This window comes from Corallococcus sp. bb12-1 (assembly GCF_026626765.1).
Taxonomy (GTDB): domain Bacteria; phylum Myxococcota; class Myxococcia; order Myxococcales; family Myxococcaceae; genus Corallococcus; species Corallococcus terminator.
Genome location: NZ_JAPNJZ010000018.1, coordinates 655230 through 672746, shown reverse-complemented (window position 1 = coordinate 672746; position 17517 = coordinate 655230). Strand labels below are relative to the sequence as shown.

General features: G+C 69.3%; 11 protein-coding genes. 5 read left to right on the top strand and 6 right to left on the bottom strand.

Features of this window, described 5'->3' with window-relative positions; all coding sequences use genetic code 11:
• Window positions 1–81 precede the first annotated feature (81 nt).
• The gene (gene wecB, locus OV208_RS23475) at window positions 82–1203 is read left to right on the top strand and encodes a non-hydrolyzing UDP-N-acetylglucosamine 2-epimerase (protein WP_267576452.1); all 1122 of its coding nucleotides are present in this window, start codon (window positions 82–84) and stop codon (window positions 1201–1203) included.
• A gap of 107 nt (window positions 1204–1310) precedes the next feature.
• The gene (locus OV208_RS23470; RefSeq protein WP_267576113.1) at window positions 1311–2336 is read left to right on the top strand and encodes an RluA family pseudouridine synthase; all 1026 of its coding nucleotides are present in this window, start codon (window positions 1311–1313) and stop codon (window positions 2334–2336) included.
• A gap of 3 nt (window positions 2337–2339) precedes the next feature.
• Here OV208_RS23470 and OV208_RS23465 read toward each other — a convergent pair whose 3' ends face one another.
• The 5 genes from OV208_RS23465 to purF form a co-directional block, all read right to left on the bottom strand.
• Window positions 2340–5474, bottom strand: coding sequence for an efflux RND transporter permease subunit (locus OV208_RS23465; RefSeq protein ID WP_267576112.1), 3135 nt, complete (start codon window positions 5472–5474; stop codon window positions 2340–2342).
• A 22-nt stretch (window positions 5475–5496) separates the two neighbouring features.
• Window positions 5497–8046, bottom strand: a complete 2550-nt coding sequence (locus OV208_RS23460; protein WP_267576111.1) for an efflux RND transporter periplasmic adaptor subunit — start codon at window positions 8044–8046, stop codon at window positions 5497–5499.
• A 167-nt stretch (window positions 8047–8213) separates the two neighbouring features.
• Window positions 8214–9581: a sigma-54-dependent transcriptional regulator gene (locus tag OV208_RS23455; protein WP_267576110.1), complete on the bottom strand. Its 1368-nt coding sequence runs from the start codon at window positions 9579–9581 to the stop codon at window positions 8214–8216.
• The gene (locus OV208_RS23450; protein ID WP_267576109.1) at window positions 9578–11209 is read right to left on the bottom strand and encodes an ATP-binding protein; all 1632 of its coding nucleotides are present in this window, start codon (window positions 11207–11209) and stop codon (window positions 9578–9580) included. Before OV208_RS23450 ends, OV208_RS23455 begins: the two co-directional genes overlap by 4 nt.
• 22 nt (window positions 11210–11231) lie before the next feature.
• Entirely contained in the window at window positions 11232–12614 is a 1383-nt protein-coding gene (purF, locus tag OV208_RS23445; protein WP_267576108.1) for an amidophosphoribosyltransferase, read from the bottom strand.
• Between the two features lie 168 nt (window positions 12615–12782).
• Here purF and OV208_RS23440 point away from each other — a divergent pair, with 168 nt between their 5' ends.
• On the top strand, window positions 12783–14099 hold the full coding sequence (locus OV208_RS23440) for a neutral/alkaline non-lysosomal ceramidase N-terminal domain-containing protein (protein ID WP_267576107.1): 1317 nt from the start codon (window positions 12783–12785) through the stop codon (window positions 14097–14099).
• A 144-nt stretch (window positions 14100–14243) separates the two neighbouring features.
• A complete protein-coding gene (locus OV208_RS23435; protein WP_267576106.1) occupies window positions 14244–15101 on the top strand; it encodes a neutral zinc metallopeptidase in 858 nt (285 codons plus the stop codon).
• A 47-nt stretch (window positions 15102–15148) separates the two neighbouring features.
• Here the strand turns inward: OV208_RS23435 and OV208_RS23430 are convergent, their stop codons facing one another.
• Complete coding sequence (locus OV208_RS23430; RefSeq protein ID WP_267576105.1) at window positions 15149–15616, bottom strand: hypothetical protein; 468 nt, start codon at window positions 15614–15616, stop codon at window positions 15149–15151.
• 351 nt (window positions 15617–15967) lie between these two features.
• Between OV208_RS23430 and OV208_RS23425 the strand changes: the two genes are divergently transcribed.
• Window positions 15968–17506: a parallel beta-helix domain-containing protein gene (locus tag OV208_RS23425; RefSeq protein WP_267576104.1), complete on the top strand. Its 1539-nt coding sequence runs from the start codon at window positions 15968–15970 to the stop codon at window positions 17504–17506.
• Window positions 17507–17517 lie beyond the last annotated feature (11 nt).

The window sequence follows — 17517 nt, the reverse complement described above, 5'->3', positions numbered from 1 at the left end:
ACGTCCCGTCCCCGGGGGAGAGCGGCTGACGCCCTGGCACCACTGGTCAGAAACGGGGGCGTGCCTAGCTTGCGCAGCGACATGAAGAAGGTCATCCATATCGTTGGCGCGCGTCCGAATTTCATGAAGGTGGCCCCGATTCACAAGGCCATCGCCGCGCGTACCTCCCTGCAGCAGTTGGTCATGCACACCGGCCAGCACTACGACGCGAAGATGAGCGACGTGTTCTTCGCTGACCTGGGCATGGCCGCTCCGGACATCCATCTGGGCATCGGCTCCGGCAGCCACGCCGAACAGACCGCCAAGATGATGGTGGAGATGGAGAAGATCTTCCTCAAGGAGAAGCCGGACCTGGTCTCCGTGGTGGGCGACGTCAACAGCACCATCGCCGCGGCGCTCGTCACGTCCAAGCTGGCCATCCCGCTGTCCCACGTGGAAGCGGGCCTGCGCAGCTTCGAGCGGCACATGCCGGAGGAGATCAACCGCGTCGTCACCGACCGGCTCTCCGACATGCTGCTCACGCCGTCGCGCGACGCGGACGCGAACCTCTTGAAGGAGGGCATCGACCCGAAGCGCATCCATCTGGTGGGCAATGTGATGATCGACTCGCTCCTGTCGTCCAAGGAGAAGGCCGACCAGTTGCCCACGCTGAAGCAGTTGGGCCTCACGCCCCGGGCCTACGTCGTGGCGACGCTGCACCGGCCGTCCAACGTGGACAACCCGAAGCTGCTGGCGGGCCTGCTGTCCACGCTCATCCACGTGGCCAGGAAGGTCCCCGTGGTGTTCCCGGTGCACCCGCGCACGCGCAAGATGATCTCCGAGCAGGGCCACGGTCCGGAGCTGGAGAAGACGCCGGCCCTCAAGCTGGTGGACCCCATGGGCTACCTGGAGTTCCTGTCGCTGACGTCCCAGGCGCAGCTCGTGATGACGGACTCCGGCGGCCTCCAGGAGGAGACCACCGCGTTGAACGTGCCGTGCCTCACCCTGCGCGAGGAGACCGAACGGCCCGTCACCGTGGAGGTGGGCACCAATGAGATTGTCGGCACCGACCCCGCGCGCATCCGCGAGGCGGCGGACCGCGTCCTGTCCGGCAACGTGAAGAAGGGCCGCGTGCCGGAGCTGTGGGACGGCCGCACCGGCGAGCGCATCGCGGACCTGTACGCGCGCGTGCTGGGCGTGGAGCAGAAGCGCGCATTCGGGTGAGTTGACGCGCCTTGCTTCAAGCAGTCAGGCCGCCGGGTGCTCGCGTCTTCGTGCGCGGGGACCTGGCGGTTTTCGCGTTCCAGGCGTGCTAAGCGGCGCGGAACGTCATGCGTGAAGACGAAGACACCGCTCCGGTTGCCGCCACGGATGTGCCTGACGGCTATGTGGACATCCCGTTCGTCGTCGAGCCGAACTACGCCGGGTGGCGGTTGGACCGCTACCTCTGCGAGAAGATCCGTCGCATGGACCTGGAGCGCGTGCGCGGCATCATCCTGCGCGGCGTCCTGTGCGACGAGTACCGGCTCAAACCCTCCACGCCCGTGTACCCGGGGCTGACGTTCCGCATCCGCCGCCCTTCGAGCCAGGAGCCCGCGACGCCCACGGCGCTGCCCGTCGTGTTCTCCGATGACTGGCTGCTGGTGCTCGACAAGCCGGCGGGTCTGCCCATCCATCCCACCGCGCGCTACCACAAGGGCACCCTCGTCACGCTCTTGCGCGAACGCTTCGGGGAGCGCTTCGCGGAGCCCGCGCACCGGCTGGACCGTGAGACGAGCGGACTGGTCGTGTGTGGCCGCACCACGGAGTCGTGCCGGGTATTGGGCGGGCTGTTCGTGTCGCGCGACGTGCACAAGGAATACCTCGCGCTGTGTGAAGGCCATCCTTCCGAGGACGCCTTCCACGTGGATGCTCCCATCGCGGAGGGCACGGACTTGATCCGCATCGCCGTGCGCATCGACCCGGTGCTGGGCAAGCCCAGCCGCACGCGCTTCCAGGTGCTCCAGCGCTTCGTGCATGACGGCGCGCCGTTCGCGCTCCTGCGCTGCTTTCCGGAGACGGGACGGCAGCATCAGATCCGCATCCACCTCCACGTCGCGGGCTTCCCGCTGGTGGGGGACAAGATGTACGGGCCGGACCCGGGCTACTTTGACCGCTTCAGCAAGCACACCCTGGAGCCCGAGGCGTGGGTGCGCTTGCGACTGCCCCGGCATGCGCTCCACGCGGAGCGCATCACGTTCCCGCACCCGGGCAGCGGCGAGCCCGTCACCTTCGTCTCCGCGCTGCCCCAGGACCTGGTGGACTTCATCGACGGGAAGACCCCGGCCCCTTCAGTGCCGGAGTCTTCCACGCCTTGAGGCTCAGCTCGCCTTGCGCAGGTTCTTCGCGCCGGGCACCACGCGCAGCAACTGCGGGGGCATCCGGTCCACGAACTGCTCCGTGAAGCGGGCGAAGACACGGAAGAGCACCGGCAACAGCACCAGCGTCAGCGCGCACGCGGAGATCGTTCCGGACACGATGACGATGGCCAGGGGCTTCTGCATCTCCGAGCCAATCCCATTGCTCAAACACGCCGGGACGAGGCCCAGCGCCGCCAGCGCCGCCGTCATCAACACCGGGCGCAGGCGTTCGCGGCTGCCGTGGAGGATGGCGTCGTCCAGGGACTCGCCGGCCTCTCGCCGCTCCGCGATGGCGCTCATCACCAGCACTCCGTTGAGCGCCGCCTGTCCGATGAGCGCGATGAAGCCCACCGCAGCAGCCACGCTCAGTGGCATGCCCGCCCAATACAGGCCGAACACGCCGCCCATCAGCGCGAAGGGCACGTTGAGCAGCGTCACCATTGCTCGACCGAAGGAGTTGAAGGCCTTGAAGAGCAGCAGCAGCGTGAGGATGAGCGCCACCGGCAGCACGGTGAGCAGCCGGTTCATCGCGCGCTCCTTGCTTTCGAACTCGCCGCCCCATTCGATGCTGGTTCCAGGAGGCAGCGGAGCTTCCTTCTCCACGCGGGCCTGTGCGTCCTTCACGAAGGAGCCCAGGTCGCGGCCTCGCACGTTCATGCGCACGCCGATGTAGCGGCGGCCGTTCTCGCGGTTGATGGAGGCCCGGCCGAAGCCGGTCTTCACCTTGGCCAGCTCGTTCAGGGGGACGAGGACTCCTCCCTCCACGGGGACTCGCAGGTGGGAGATCTTCTCCACGTCGTCGCGGCTGGACATGGGCAGGCGCATCACCACGTCGAAGCGGCGCTCACCCTCCCAGAACTCGCTGAGCGGCCGGCCTCCCACCGCTGTCTGGAAGACGTGCTGGAAGTCGCCCAGGGACATTCCGTGACGGGCCAGGGCCACGCGGTCCGGGGTCACCTGGATGCTGGGCACCTCGCCGCTCTTCACGATGCCCAGGTCCGCGACTCCGTCCACCTTCGCCAGCGTGTTCTTCACCTTCGTGGAGTAGGCCTGGAGCACCTGGAGGTCGTCGCCGAAGAGCTTCACCGCGAGCTGTCCCTGCTGGCCGCTGATGCTCTCGTTCACGTTGTCGCCGATGGGCTGGCTGAAGCTCACTTCCATGCCCGGCACCTCCGACACGGAGCGCTGCAAGACGGCCAGCACGTCGTCGAGCTTCGGTGTGCTCTTGGGCCATTCCGCGGGCGGCTTGAGCTTCACGAAGAACTCCAGGTTGTTGGTCAGCTTCGCGTCGGTGCCGTCCTCCGGGCGGCCGAGCTGACTGAGCACCCCGTCCACCTGCGGCGCCTGACGCAGCAGGCTTTCGATGCGCGGCACCATCTTGCGGCCCTCCGACAGGGAGATGTTCGAAGGCATGGTGAAGGTCAGGTAGAGGCTGCCTTCGTTGAGCGCCGGGAGGAACTCACTGCCCATGCGCGGCACCAGCGCTCCCGCGAAGAGCAGGGCCGCCGAGCACACGACGATGACGATGGCCGGGTGCTTGAGGCTCCATCCGAGGACGGGGCCATAGGCCTTGTCCGCGGCCCGCAGCACCGGGGACTCCCTGTGCTTCACCGGCTTGCGGTAGACGAACGAGGCCAGCACCGGGATGAGCGTGACGGAGAAGACGAGCGCCCCGAGCAGCGCCGCCACCACCGTGTTCGCCATGGGCGCGAAGATGCGGCCCTCCACTCGCTCCAACATGAAGATGGGCAGGTACGCCGCGATGATGATGAGCAGCGCGAACACCGTGGGACGCACCACGGCCTTCGTCGCGCGCTGGATGCGTTCGATGGGGGTCTCTCCCTCGTACTGGTGGCCGGACATTCGCGACAGGATGCTCTCGATGATGACCACGCCTCCGTCCACGATGACGCCGAAGTCCACCGCGCCCATGGACAGCAGGTTGGCCGACATGCCCCGCATCTTCAGGTAGATGAACGACGCCAGCAGCGAGAGGGGAATCAGCACCGCCACCACCAGCGCGGCCCGCAGGTCCAACAGGAAGATGAACAGCACCAGCGTCACCAGCAGCGCGCCCTCCAGCAGGTTGTGACCCACCGTGCGCAACGTCGTGTTCACCAGGTCCGTGCGGTCGTAGAACGGGTCGATGCGCGCGTCCTCCGCCGTCAGCCGCGTGTTCACCGTGGCCACCGCGTCGCGCACCCGCTCCAGGACCACCGAGGGGTTTTCTCCCCGGCGCATCAGCACCACGCCCTGCACCACGTCGCCGTCTCCGTCGCGGCTGACCACGCCCTGACGCGGGGACCAGCCTTCGTTCACGTCCGCCACGTCCTTGAGGAAGACCGGGGTTCCTTCGTGCGTGGCCACTCGCACGTCGCGGATGTCCTCCAGCGTGTGGAAGAGGCCTTCGCTGCGGATGACGAACTGTTCGGAGCCACGCTCCATCACTCCGCCGCTTGCGTTCTCCGAACCTTCCTTGAGCGCGTCCTCCACGTCGTCCAGCGTGAGGCCGAACGCGGCGAGCCTCGCGGGGTCCGGCTGGATGTGCACTTCCTTGAGCAGGCCGCCGTAGCTGACGACGTCCGCGACTCCGTCCACCCGGAGGAGGCCGGGGCGCACCACCCAGTCCTGGAGAGTGCGCAGTTGCATCGGGTCGCCCTTCGCTCCCTTGAGCGTGTACCGATAGATTTCACCGATGGGCGTCGCCAGCGGGCCCAGGGATGGCGTGAGGCCCTCGGGCAACTCCGCGTCGCGCAGGCGCTCCAGCACCTGGGCTCGGGCGAAGAGCACGTCCGTGTTGTCATTGAAGCTCAACGTGACGAAGGACAGGCCGAACATGGAGAGGTTGCGCAGGCGTGTCAGGCCCGGCATGCCGTTGAGGGCGCGCTCCAGCGGCAGGCCGATCTGTCGCTCCACTTCTTCGGACGGCTGGCCCGGGTAGAGCGTGATGACGTTGACCTGGGTGTCGGTGGGGTCGGGGAAGGCTTCCACCGTGAGGTCGCGGAAGCAGAAGTAGCCCCAGATGGCGGTCAGCAGCGTGAGGAACACCACCGCCGCGCGGTTCTTCAGACTGAAGTCGACGATCTTTTCGAACATGGGCGTCTGTCCTTTCCCTGCTTCAGTCCGCCAGTTCGATCTGGTTCTCCAGGAGCAGCGCGCCCCTGGCGACGAACCTGTCTCCGGAGGCCAGCCCGCCTCGCAGCTCCACTTCACCGTCGCGGCGGCGTCCCGGCGTCACGGCCACCCGCTCCAGGCGGTTGGCGTCCCGGGCCACGAAGACCACCGAGCGTGCTCCGTCCGTCACCACCGCGCTGTCGGGGACCCGCACGCGCTTGACGCCTGTGGGCGGCGTCGGCGTCACCTCCACGAAGGCGTTGGGCCGGAAGCGGCGGTCGTCGTTGGGGACGCGCACCCGCACCTCCACGGTGCGGCGCAGCGGATCCACCACCTCGGAGACGCGGTCCACCTTGCCGGCTCGGACGATGCCGTCGCGCGTGGTGACGGTCACGTCCTGGCCCTGCGTCATGTCCATTGCGTCTGCTTCCTGGAGGTCCGCGACGACCATCACCTGGTCGAGGTCGGACAGGCGCACGAGCGGCCGGTCCCGGTCCGGTGTCACCTCCTGGCTGCCCACGACTTCGAGATCCACCACCGTGCCCGAGCGCGGCGCCTTCACCCAGAAGAGGTTCTCTCCTCGCGAGGACACTCGGAGGCTGCCTTGCTTGGCCTTCGCTGCCTCCAGGGAGAGCTCCGCCTGACGCAGCTCCGTCTGCGCGGCGAGCAGGTCCTTCTCCGGGGCGGCTCTGAGGGCCACCAGTTCCTTGAGGCGTTCGGCGTTGCGGCGCTTCTCCGTGAGTTCCGCCTCCGCGCCTCGTTGTTCGCGCAGCATCTCCGCGAAGGCTCCGGAGCGGACGCTGAAGAGATCATCGCCCTGCTTCACCCGGTCTCCGGGGCGCACCTTCACTTCCTCCACACGGCCGGTGAGGGGGGCTCCCACGGAGGCGGTGCGTGCTTCGTCGAACTGCACTCGCGCGGGAGAGGGCAGGGGCGTGAGGGCGCTGCCTTCGGCGGCTACGGCGAGCTGCACGTAATGCCACTGCGGCGCGCCATCCGGCAGGTGCACCGTTTCGCCCTTCACCGTGGGGCCGGGGATGGAGGTCTCGCTTTCAGCTACGGAGTCGGTGGGAGCGAGCACGTACAGCAGCGCTCCGGTGCTCAGGAGGCCCGCTCCCGCGAAGGCCATCCAGACCGGGGTGCGGCGAGGGGTGGAGACTTCGGACGTCGATGCGGCGGAGGTGTCGGGGGTGTTCATGGGGTTCTTTCGGGAAGGGGGACGGAAACTCAGGACTTGGGATGGGCCAGGGCATCGGGGGCGCGTGGACCGGCGGCGCTCGTCCGGTCGATGGCGACCGTGAGTCGGTAGGCTGGTCTGATCCAGGTCGGCCGCGTGCAACACCAGCTCTCCGTAGGTCCGCCTCGCGAGGAGCAGGTCCTGCAATGCCGCGCCTCCTGCCTTCACCGCCGCGTCCAATCGCTGCACCACGCCCTCGGCCAGAGGGAGCGTCTGCGTGTGGAGCCGGTCGCGTCGCTGCTGCACCGCTCGCAGTTGCTGGCCCAGCACCTCCGCCTCTCGCTTCGCCTGGGCGGCGAGCAATTCACGCGCGACCCTGGCGGACTCGGCGCTGGCGCTGGCTTCGTGCGCATCCGCTTGCCCGTGGTCGAAGAAGGGGAGCGGAATCGACAGGCCCACGAAGAGGGAGTTCTTCTGGTTGCCGGAGATCATGAACTGGTCGCGCGTGTAGCCCGCGCGCACCGTCGGGTCGGGAATCCAGCGGCGCCTCGCGAGCTTCAGGGAGGCCTGCGCCGCGTCCTGCTGCGCGCCGAGGGCCCGCAGGTCGGGTCTCGAATCGATGTCGCTCGGCACCGAGGCCCGGTCGAGGCGCGTCTTGAGGAAGGCCGCCGCCGGCTCCCTTCCTCCGAAGGGTTCACACGGCAGGCCCGCGAGCTGCGCGCAGGCGATGAGCGCATCCGCCAACCTCACCTGTTCCTCGCCCAGCGAGGTCTCCAGCGCCTGGGCCTCCAACGTGGAGCGATCCACGTCCAGCCCCGCCGCGTCGCCGTGCTGCTGCCTCGCGCGTTGCAGCTCCGTGAGCTTCAGCGCGTCCTCGGTGAGCTTCCGCAGCTCCGCGATGCGCACCTCCGTGGTGGCCACTTCCGCCGCGCGCTCCAGCACGTCGTAGGTGCGCGTTCGCAGCGAGGCATGCACGTCCAGCGCGGTGGCGGACAGCGTCGCCTTCGCCGCGTCCTGTCGGGGGCCCCGCTTGCCCAGCTCCACCAGCTCCGACACGCCGATGACGTAGTTGGGCACATCGTCCAACCGGCGCAGGCCGGGTGGATTGGTTTCTCCAATGGGGATCGTGTTCATCGACACGTCCAGCTCCGGGTTGGGCAGCAGGTGCGCGCGCTGGAGCTCCGCGCGCGACGCGGCGATGCGTGCCCGGGCCTCCGCGAAGTCGGCGGAGCGTTCCCAGAGGAGCGCGGCCAACCGGTCCTCATCTGGCAGCGTGGCCAGCGACAGCGTGGTGGGTGGGGAGGGACGTTCCTCGGCACGCGCGGTGGGACCGAGCAGGGTGCTCAAGGCGGCGAGGACTGGCAGGGAACGGCGCAAGAGGCAGGCTCCGGTGAGAATCCGGAAGAGCCCCATCGCAAGCCGTGTGCCCGACCCGGTTTCAGCAAATCCGGGCGGATGCGCCACACCGCGACTTCAAATTCCTTGAAGTGCCGGCCAACTTCAAAATGCTTTCAATCGCCTGGACCGCGAAACTTCAAACCGCTTCAGTCGTCGCCCAGGCGCTTCACGAAGGTCGGATAGGACAGCCCGAGCACCTTCACCGCCTCCATGCGCCGCCCGCCCAGTCGCTCCAGGACCCAGCGCACATAGGCGCGCTCCAGATCCTCCATCGGCACGGGCTGGTCCACGCTGAAGGCTCCCGCAGCCACGGCGGCCGGTGCTTCCGTCGGCGCTCCACGGTTCGTGGGCACTGCTCCTCCGAGCACTTCCAGCTCCAGCTCCGGTCCCGACTCCAGCACCAGCGCCCGCTCCAGGATGTTGCGCAGCTCGCGCACGTTGCCCGGAAACGCGTAGGTGGCGAGCCTCGCCCGGGCGCGGGCTCCCAGGCCGACATCGCGCCGGCCCAGCTCGCGGCCCAGGTTCGCCAGCATGCCCTCGGCCAGCGGGAGGATGTCCTCGCGCCGCTTGCGCAGGGGCGGCACGTCGATGCGGAACACGCTGAGCCGGAACCAGAGGTCCTCGCGGAAGTTGCCGCCCTTCATCAGCGCGGGCAGGTCGCGGTTGGTGGCGGCCACGATGCGCGCGGTGCTCGTCTGCTCCGTCGTGCCGCCCAACCTCCGGAAGCGGCCCGAGTCCAGGAACGTGAGCAGCTTGGCCTGCAACGGCAGCGGCAGTTCGCCCACTTCATCCAGGAAGAGCACGCCCCCGTGCGCCACCTCCACCAGGCCGCGCCTCGCGGTGCGCGCGTCGGTGAAGGCGCCCTTCTCGTGGCCGAACAGCTCGCTCTCCACCGTCTGCTCGGGCAGCGCCGCGCAGTTGATGTGCACGAAGGGCGCGCCACCGTCCTTCGACGCGAGCGCATGCAGGTGACGGGCGAGCTGCTCCTTGCCCACGCCCGTCTCACCCAGCAGCAGCACCGGACTGCGCGGGGACGCGGCGATGCGCTCCAGCATCGCGAACACCCGCTGCATCGCGGCGGACGCGGGCGGCACCAACCGGCGACGGCCGGACAGCTCCGCCTCCGCCATCTCCAACCGGTCTCTCAGCCGGCCTGCATCCACCGCGCGGCGCGCTCGCAGGACGAGGTCCGCCAGCTCCACGGGCTTGGCCACGTAGTCCGCCGCGCCCGCTCGCACCGCGTCCACCGCGCTCGCGATGTCTCCGTGCGCGGTCACCATCACCACCGCGACCCCCGGAGCGTGGGCCTTGAGTTCGGGCAGGAACGTGAGCCCGTCGCCATCCGGCAGGCGGCGGTCCAACACCACCAGCGCGGGCGTGGCCTTCGCGAGCGTCGCCCGGGCTTCGTGCAGCGAGTGCGCCACCGTGAGGCTGAAGCCTTCGCGCTGGAGCGCCACCGCCGCGATGGAGGAGAAGGCCCGGTCGTCGTCCACGAGGAGGGCGGGGATGCTCATGACCGGGGGGCTCGGGGAAGGTGGAGGAGGAAGCGGCTGCCGTCGGGCAGGCGCTCGAAGGTGAGCTGTCCGCCCTGATGCTCCAGCGCCTGACGCGTCATGGCCAGCCCCAACCCGATGCCCTTGGGCTTGGAGGTGCGGAAGGGTTCGAAGAGGCGGCCCTCGGCGCCTTCGGGTGGACCGCCCCCGTTGTCCTCCACCGTCACCACCGCGGCGTCGGCTTCGAAGCGGGCCCGCACCCACACCTGGGGCTGCGCGACCCGGCCCAGGTCCTTGGCCCCCACCGTGGCCTCCATCGCGTTGCGCACCAGGTTGTCCAACGCGGTGGTGAGCAGCAGCGGATCACATGAAAGGGGAGCTGCGTCCTGGGGCACCTCCACGTCCACGCGCACCTCGTCCGCTTCCGGCAGCGAGCGCAGGCCCTCCACCACGTCGCGCACCAGCCGCGACAGGTCCACGTCCACGCGGCGCACGACGGGCGGCTTGCCGAAGTTGAGCAGCGACGTGGCCAGGTGCGCCAGCCGGTCAATCTGGCCGTACAACGTGCGCACCACGAGTCCGCCTTCGCCCTCCGGCGGGACGAGCCCGGTGGCGGCCTTGAGGCCGTTGAGGGAGTTCTTCACCTCGTGCGCGATGAGGCTGGCGGCGCTGCCCAGCGCGGCCATCTTCTCCTGCTGCGCGGCGCGGCTCTCCACCTCGCGGAACAGGCCGTAGACGCGGCGCCAGTGCACGGTGAAGAGCACCAGGGTGCCCACCTGGAGCAGCGCCAGCACCAGCAGTTGCACGAGGAAGCGGTCGCGCAGCCCGGACAGGAGCGCCGTCTCGTCGGCGGCGAGCAGCAGGTGCAGCTCCGTGCCCGGCACCGGCGTGGCGGTGACGAAGGTCTCCGGCATCGCATCCAGCGACGGGGGACGGGTGCCTTCCCGGATGAACTCGCGCAGCTCCCCGGAGGCGCGCGGCACGCTGGCCCACGACGGTGGCGCCGTCGGCAGGAACAGGTCTCCGGAGGCGTTGAGGACGAGCAGCTCCAGGTCACTGCTCAGCGGCCGGCCTCCCGGCAGCGCCGAGTTCGTGTCCAGCAGGCCCGCGAACACCGCAGTGGTGACGCCCGCGCGCACCACCGGCACTGCGACGACGAAGGCGGACGCCCCCGGCGCGATGGCATCCACCACCGGCGTCTGCCGCGCCAGCACCTGCTGGAACCATGGGCGCGTGGCGAAGCTGCCCTGAGAGGGGTCCTCCGCGAGCGGCGGGTCGCTCCAGCGCAGCTTGCCCTGCGCATCCAGCACCATCACGCCCGCGTGGAAGAGGCCGGCGTGGGGCGTGGTGAGGTCCTGGAGGTCCTCGGTGGGCAGCTCACGCTTCACGTCCGGGCCCACGCCTTCGGACACGCGCAAGAGCTCCGTCTGGAGCAGCTTCAGGTGCAGGCCCAGCGCCTCCGCGTAGACGCGCGCCTCCCGCGTCATGCGCGTCTGGAACTCCGCGCGGGCCCCCGCCACGTCACTGCGGTAGGAGAGCAGCGGGCCCGCGACGGCGACGACCCCCAGCAGCAGCAGCCCCGCGAGCACGGAGCGGACGAACTGCCGCTCCGCCTGCGCGAGTTCCGGCCGGCCGGAGGTCGAGGGCATCACCGGAACCGTGTGCCCGGACTCAAGCGCTCAGCTTGGCGTCCGGGTCCCGGGACAGCTTCTCCGTGAGGTACTGCCCGGAGAAGCACGCGGTGCAGTAGGTGCTCCGCTTCGGATCCTCCACCGCCGCGCCCAGGCCTTCCAGCGACAGGTAGCCCAGGGAGTCCGCCGTGACGTACTTCGCGATCTCCTCCGTGCTGTGGCTGGCGGCGATGAGCTCCGTGCGGCTGGGCGTGTCGATGCCGTAGTAGCAGGGCCACTGCGTGGGCGGCGACGAGATGCGCAGGTGCACGGACACGGCGCCCGCGGCCTTGAGCATCTTCACGATCTTGCGGCTGGTGGTGCCGCGCACGATGGAGTCGTCCACCACCACCACGCGCTTGCCCTTGAGGACGCTGCGCACGGCGGACAGCTTCAGCTTCACGCCGAAGTGGCGGATGGACTGCTGCGGTTCAATGAAGGTGCGGCCCACGTAGTGGCTGCGGATGAGGCCCACGTCGTAGGGGATGCCGCTCGTCTGCGAGAAGCCGATGGCCGCGGGCACGCCCGAGTCCGGCACCGCGATGACCAGGTCCGCGTCCGGCGCGGGCTGCTCGCGCGCCAACTGCATGCCCAGGCGCTTGCGCACCTCATAGACGCTGGAGCCGAAGAGCACCGAGTCCGGCTTGGCGAAGTAGACGTGCTCGAAGATGCAGCGGCCCAGCCGGGGCGCGGGCTTGAAGGGCATGCTGGCGCGCAGCACCCCGTTCTCGATGACGATGAGCTCGCCGGGCTCCAGCTCGCGCACCACCTCCGCTTCGATGAGATCCAACGCGGTCGTCTCACTGGCGACGACGAAGGCGCCTTCCTTCATCTTGCCCAGCACCAGCGGCCGGAAGCCGTGCGGATCGCGCACCGCGATGAGCTTGTCCTCCGTGAGGAGCAGGATGCTGTAGGCACCCTCCACCTTGCGCAGGGACTCCACCAGCTTGGCCTCGAAGGTGGGCTGCTTGGAGCGGGCGAGGAGGTGCATCACCACCTCCGTGTCCGCGTCCGACTGGAAGAGCGCGCCTTCGGCTTCGAGCGAGGCCTTGAGCTCCGCCGCGTTCACGATGTTGCCGTTGTGCGCGATGGAGAACTGGCCGCCCGCCCACGCGACGAACAGCGGCTGGGCGTTCTTGAGCTGGCTGCCGCCCGCCGTGCTGTAGCGCACGTGGCCGATGGCCGCGTCTCCCGGCAGTCCATCAATCACCGGCGCGGTGAAGATGTCCGCCACCAGGCCCATCTGCCGGTGCGCGCGCAGGATGTGGCCGTCGGAGGCGACGATGCCGGCGGACTCCTGTCCGCGGTGCTGCAGGGCGTGCAACCCCAGGTACGTCAGGTTGGACGCTTCTGCGTGTCCCACGATTCCGAAGATGCCGCACATGGCGCGCTGCCTTACCCCTTTCGACCTCGAAGCGGAACAGGAACGCACGTCTTCAAGGAAGGTATTCCACCTGTCGCAAGACGTCGGCTCCTGTAGGCCAGGCAGGGTGCCGCTGGCCGGAAAGGTAGGCACGGTCCTGAGGTCTGGAGCGGTTAGGCTCCCTCCGGCATGTCCTCTTCCCGGCGTTCCCTGCTTCGAGCCCTGCTGCCCTTTGCTCTCCTAACGGCGGGGGCGGCCTACGCGCTCGCCTCCTGGAACTGGTGTGGGCGTTGGGAAGAACGCACGCCCGTGGTGCTGTCGCAGGTCCAGGGCGAAGGTGCCCTCCGAGCAGGCGCGGCGAAGGTGGCCCTGTCGCCGCCCTTCCCGGTGGTGGTGGCGGGCTACTCGCCGCCCCGGCCCGAGGCGAGTCAGGCCGAGCTGCCCCTCCAGGCCCGCGCGGTGGTGCTGGAGGTCGGGAGCGCGCGCGTGGGCGTGGTGTCGCTGGAGCTGCTCTTCGTTACCCCGGAAATCGTGGAGCAGGTGCGCGAGCGCGCCGCGCGGGTGGGCGTGAAGGAGGTGCTGGTGGTGGCCACGCACACGCACTCCTCCTTTGGAGGCTACGACGCGCGCTGGGTGGCCCAGCTTTCCGGGACGGGGCGCTATCTGCCGGCGGCGGTGAGCGCGGTGGTGACGGGCGCGAGCGAAGCGCTGGAGAAGGCCGCCGCTTCGATGACGGACGTTACGTTGGAGGTGGGCGGCGCGGCGGACGCGGGACTCGTCAGCTCCCGCAGCGGCGGACAGGTCCCCGACGGACAGCTCACGCGCGTGGTGTTCAAGGGCCCGAAGGCTCCGGTGGCGGAGGTGTTGGTGTTCGCCGCGCACGCCACGCTCATTCCCCGCAAGCGGGCGCTGGTGGATCCGGACTACCCGGGCCGCTTGAGTGCGCTGCGAGAAGCGGCGGGCAGCGGCGTGACGCTGTTCGTGCAGGGCAGCGAAGGCAATGCGTCCGTGGCCTTCTCCGAAGGGCAGGGGCCGGAGCGGGCCGCGGGCTTCGCGAGTCGGCTGTCGGCGCTGGCGGACGGGGCCACCCCGGCGGCGGTGGAGGGGCCGGTGCGGCTGGCCTTCGCGCGCGTGCAGGCGTCGCTGCCCCGGCCGGATTCGTCGCGGCTGGTGCCCACGTTCACCCGCGCGGCGGGGGACAACTTCCTGTGCGCGTCCTCGCCCCGGGAGACGGAAGTGGATGCGCTGGCCCTGGGGCCGCTGGAGCTGCTGGCGATTCCGGGCGAACCCACCACGAGCGCGGGACAGGCGCTGATGGCGCTCACGGGCGCGACCCATGTGCTGGGGCTCGCCAACGGTTACGTGGGCTACCTGGACATGCCGGAGCAGGTGCTCAGCGGCCAGGGCGAGGCCCGACGCCAGTACTTCGGCCCGGCCCTGATGGAGCGCCTGGGTGCCGCCTCGCGCGTGGCGTCCGGGCTGGTGGGCTTCTCCCCTCTGGAATGAGCCCGCCGCCCCCTTCCGCGGCTTGCCTGCCCGCCTGCCCCGCGGACCTCCTGGCTAACGGTCGGCTTGGGAATCCCCGTCGCTGACCCCGGGCCGGCTGCCTACCTTGGTCCGCAGGGCAGCCCGACAGGGGAGGGGTATCGCATGAGGTGGCAAGGCGGACGTCGCAGCTCGAACATCGAGGACCGACGGGGTTCCGGCTTCGGACGCCCGCTCGCGGTGGGCGGTGGCGCCGCGTCGCTGGTGGTGGCGCTGTTGGTGATGTTGCTGGGCGGAGACCCGTCCGACGTACAGGTGGGCTCGCGCTCCCCATATTCGGATCCGGCGACGGGTGGCTCGGGACGCGCGGTGGATCCACAGCAGGAGGAGATGAAGGACTTCGTGTCCGTCATCCTCGCGGACACCGAGGACACCTGGCCCGGACTGCTGGAGCCCGTGGGCGTGCGCTACGTGCAGCCTCGGCTGGTGCTCTTCTCGGACGCGGTGCAGTCCGCGTGCGGCGCGCAGGAGAGCGCGGTGGGGCCCTTCTATTGTCCGGGCGACCAGCGCGTGTACCTGGACCTGACCTTCTTCGACGAGCTGGAGAGCCGCTTCGGAGCGCCCGGTGACTTCGGCCGCGCGTACGTCGTCGCGCACGAGGTGGGGCACCACGTGCAGAACCTGTTGGGCGTCTCCCAGAAGGTGCAGTCGCTGCGCCGCCGCACGAGCGAGGAGCAGGCCAACCAGCTCTCCGTGCTGACCGAGCTGCAGGCGGACTGCTTCGCCGGCATCTGGGCCCGCCACGCGCAGCAGGAGCGCAACCTGCTGGAGCCGGGCGACATCGAGGAGGGCCTGGGCGCGGCCAGCGCCGTGGGCGACGACACCCTCCAGAAGCGCGCCCGGGGCCATGTCGTCCCCGAGTCCTTCACCCACGGCTCCGCCGCGCAGCGCATGACCTGGTTCAAGCGGGGCCTGGAGCAGGGCACGCTGGAGGCCTGCGACACCTTCAACGCGCGTCGCTGAAGTCCGCTGGGAACGTCCCCCGGAGGTCCCGGGGGACGCGGCCCTGGCTAACGCGCGCGCGGGGTCCGCGAGGTGCCCGTGCCGTAGAGGGGCTGTTGGAGCTGGTACGTCCCATTCAGCGGTTGCTGGAGCTGGTAGGTGCCGTTCAGCGGCTGTTGGAGTTGGTAGGTGCCGTTGAGCGGCTGCTGGAGCTGGTACGTCCCATTCAGCGGCTGCTGGAGTTCGTAGGTGCCGTTGAGCGGCTGCTGGAGCTGATACGTCCCGTTGAGCGGCTGCTGGAGTTCGTAGGTCCCGTCGAGGGGCCGCTGGAACCCGGTGCCGGCTTGGGGCTGATACCAGTAATTGTCCCAGAACGTGCCTTCACTCTGGGTGGTTGTCAGTGATTGCCGGGCATCCAGGTCCTGCGAGTCATTGCCCTGGAGGGGCACCGACATTTCGTCCTGCTGCGCCATCGCGGTGGTGGCCGCGCCGGACGCGAACGTCACCACCAGGGTCGCCAGGGTGCTTGCGCGCATGGAAAGCCTCTTTTTCCGTCGCGGGGAGAGGGAAGGCGGCGCCGCGACACCCCTTGAAGATGACCGCCCGGGTGGGAGCCGGGGACCCCGTGAAGGGGCCAGGGTCGCCCGTCCGGCCGTCCGCCCCGGAGCCTTGCGTCACCCCCGGTCCGGACACATTCGAAGCGATAGGCTTACCGCGTGCGCGTGCTTTTTCCGCGTGGCCAAAGTGGCGCCGCGTCAAAACACAAACGTGCAACTAATGCTTGTCGCCCGTGTGTCTTTGCTCCGAGCATGCCGCCTTCCCGCTGCTTCGCGGGCCCGGATGTTTCCTCAAGGGTCCCAAGCGGAGCGGCTTCGCGGAGGAATGACATGCCCCGTTTGCAGTGGACCCGCGCTTCGAGCGCCGCCCTTCTGGCCCTGTTGGGGGCCCTTTCGCTGACCGCCTGCTCCGAGGACGAGGAGATTCCGACCCCGAAGCCGGACGCGGGGACCCAGGCGGACGCAGGCACCGACGCCGGCACGGAGCCGGACGCTGGCCCCCCGGTGGACACGGGCATCGCCTGGGATGGCGGCGCCGCGGGGGACTTCTCCTGCGAGGGCAAGACGCAGGCGACGCTGACGTTCACGCCGGGCCAGGAGGAAGCGCTCCAGGACCAGGTGAACACGCTGGCCGAGTGCACCACCATCCAACTGGCGGCGGGCACGTTCACGTTCGACAACGCCATCACCGTCCGCAAGAACGGCATCACGATCGCGGGCGCGGGCAAGGGCTTGAAGGGCGAGGGCACGGGCACGGCGACCAGCACGGTGCTGGTGTTCACGAACGCGGCCCCGAACTCCAACGGCCTGGACGTGGTGGGCAAGCGCTTCGAGGTGCGTGACGTCGCGGTGTGGAACGCGAAGAAGGACGCGGTGCGCATCGAGTCCTCCACCGACGTCATCATGCGCCGCGTGCGCACCGAGTGGGCCAAGGTCAACGACGAGAACAACGGCAAGTACGGCCTGTACCCGGTGAAGTCGAAGTACGTCGTCATCGAGGACTGCGAGGCCTACAACGCCGCGGACGCGGGCATCTACGTGGGCCAGACGGAGTACGCCGTCGTGCGCAACAACGTGGCGAAGCAGAACGTGGCGGGCATCGAAATCGAGAACACGAAGTACGCATACGTGACGCTCAACCTCGCCGAGGACAACACCACGGGCCTCGTGGTGTTCGACCTGCCGGGCAACCCCATCAAGGGCACCGACGTCCGGGTGCTGAACAACACCATCATCAACAACAACCGGACCAACTTCGCGTCGGTGGCCGCCAGCAGCAGCACGGTGTCGCAGGTGCCGGCCGGCACGGGCACGTTCATCCTGGCGTCGCGCCGGGTGGAGCTGACGGGGAACATCTGGGAGAACAACAACTCCCTGGACGTGGCGGTGCTGAGCGGCCTGTCCATCGAGCCGGACCCCACGCTGTGGGCAGCGGGTGGCTTCAACTTCGAGAGCGCGGACATCAACATCCACGGCAACACCTTCAAGGGTGGCAGCGGTGACCAGGTGGACAACGGCAGCCTGAGCGCGCAGCGCCGTCCGCTGGGCGCGCTGCTGGCGGCGCTCTACGCCTACGGCGAGACGCAGGGCGAGCTGCGCGTTCCGCACCTGCTGTGGGACGGCGTGGATCCGGCCGGCCATCCCCGCACGCAGGTGAACCCCATCAACATCTGCTTCACGGAAAACGTGCTGCCCGCGGGCACCCGGAGCGCCATCGTGAACATGGACCTGGCGGGTGCGGGCGAGTCCGCGACCGACGGTGATCTGGTCGGCGCGTGGGGCAAGACGCGGCACTACGCCGCGAAGGGCACCGACTTCGCCTGCGCGGGCTTCTCTCCCGCGCTGACGATTGGCGACTTCATCAAGTAATCGCGGTCAGG

Bases quoted from the DNA above. Each gene is read 5' to 3' on its own strand.
- OV208_RS23465 (WP_267576112.1), bottom strand. From the start codon at position 5,474: ATGTTCGAAAAGATCGTCGACTTCAGTCTGAAGAACCGCGCGGCGGTG.
- OV208_RS23470 (WP_267576113.1), top strand. From the start codon at position 1,311: ATGCGTGAAGACGAAGACACCGCTCCGGTTGCCGCCACGGATGTGCCT.
- OV208_RS23455 (WP_267576110.1), bottom strand. From the start codon at position 9,581: ATGAGCATCCCCGCCCTCCTCGTGGACGACGACCGGGCCTTCTCCTCC.
- OV208_RS23450 (WP_267576109.1), bottom strand. From the start codon at position 11,209: ATGCCCTCGACCTCCGGCCGGCCGGAACTCGCGCAGGCGGAGCGGCAG.
- OV208_RS23425 (WP_267576104.1), top strand. From the start codon at position 15,968: ATGCCCCGTTTGCAGTGGACCCGCGCTTCGAGCGCCGCCCTTCTGGCC.
- OV208_RS23435 (WP_267576106.1), top strand. From the start codon at position 14,244: ATGAGGTGGCAAGGCGGACGTCGCAGCTCGAACATCGAGGACCGACGG.
- OV208_RS23440 (WP_267576107.1), top strand. From the start codon at position 12,783: ATGTCCTCTTCCCGGCGTTCCCTGCTTCGAGCCCTGCTGCCCTTTGCT.
- wecB (WP_267576452.1), top strand. From the start codon at position 82: ATGAAGAAGGTCATCCATATCGTTGGCGCGCGTCCGAATTTCATGAAG.
- OV208_RS23430 (WP_267576105.1), bottom strand. From the start codon at position 15,616: ATGCGCGCAAGCACCCTGGCGACCCTGGTGGTGACGTTCGCGTCCGGC.
- purF (WP_267576108.1), bottom strand. From the start codon at position 12,614: ATGTGCGGCATCTTCGGAATCGTGGGACACGCAGAAGCGTCCAACCTG.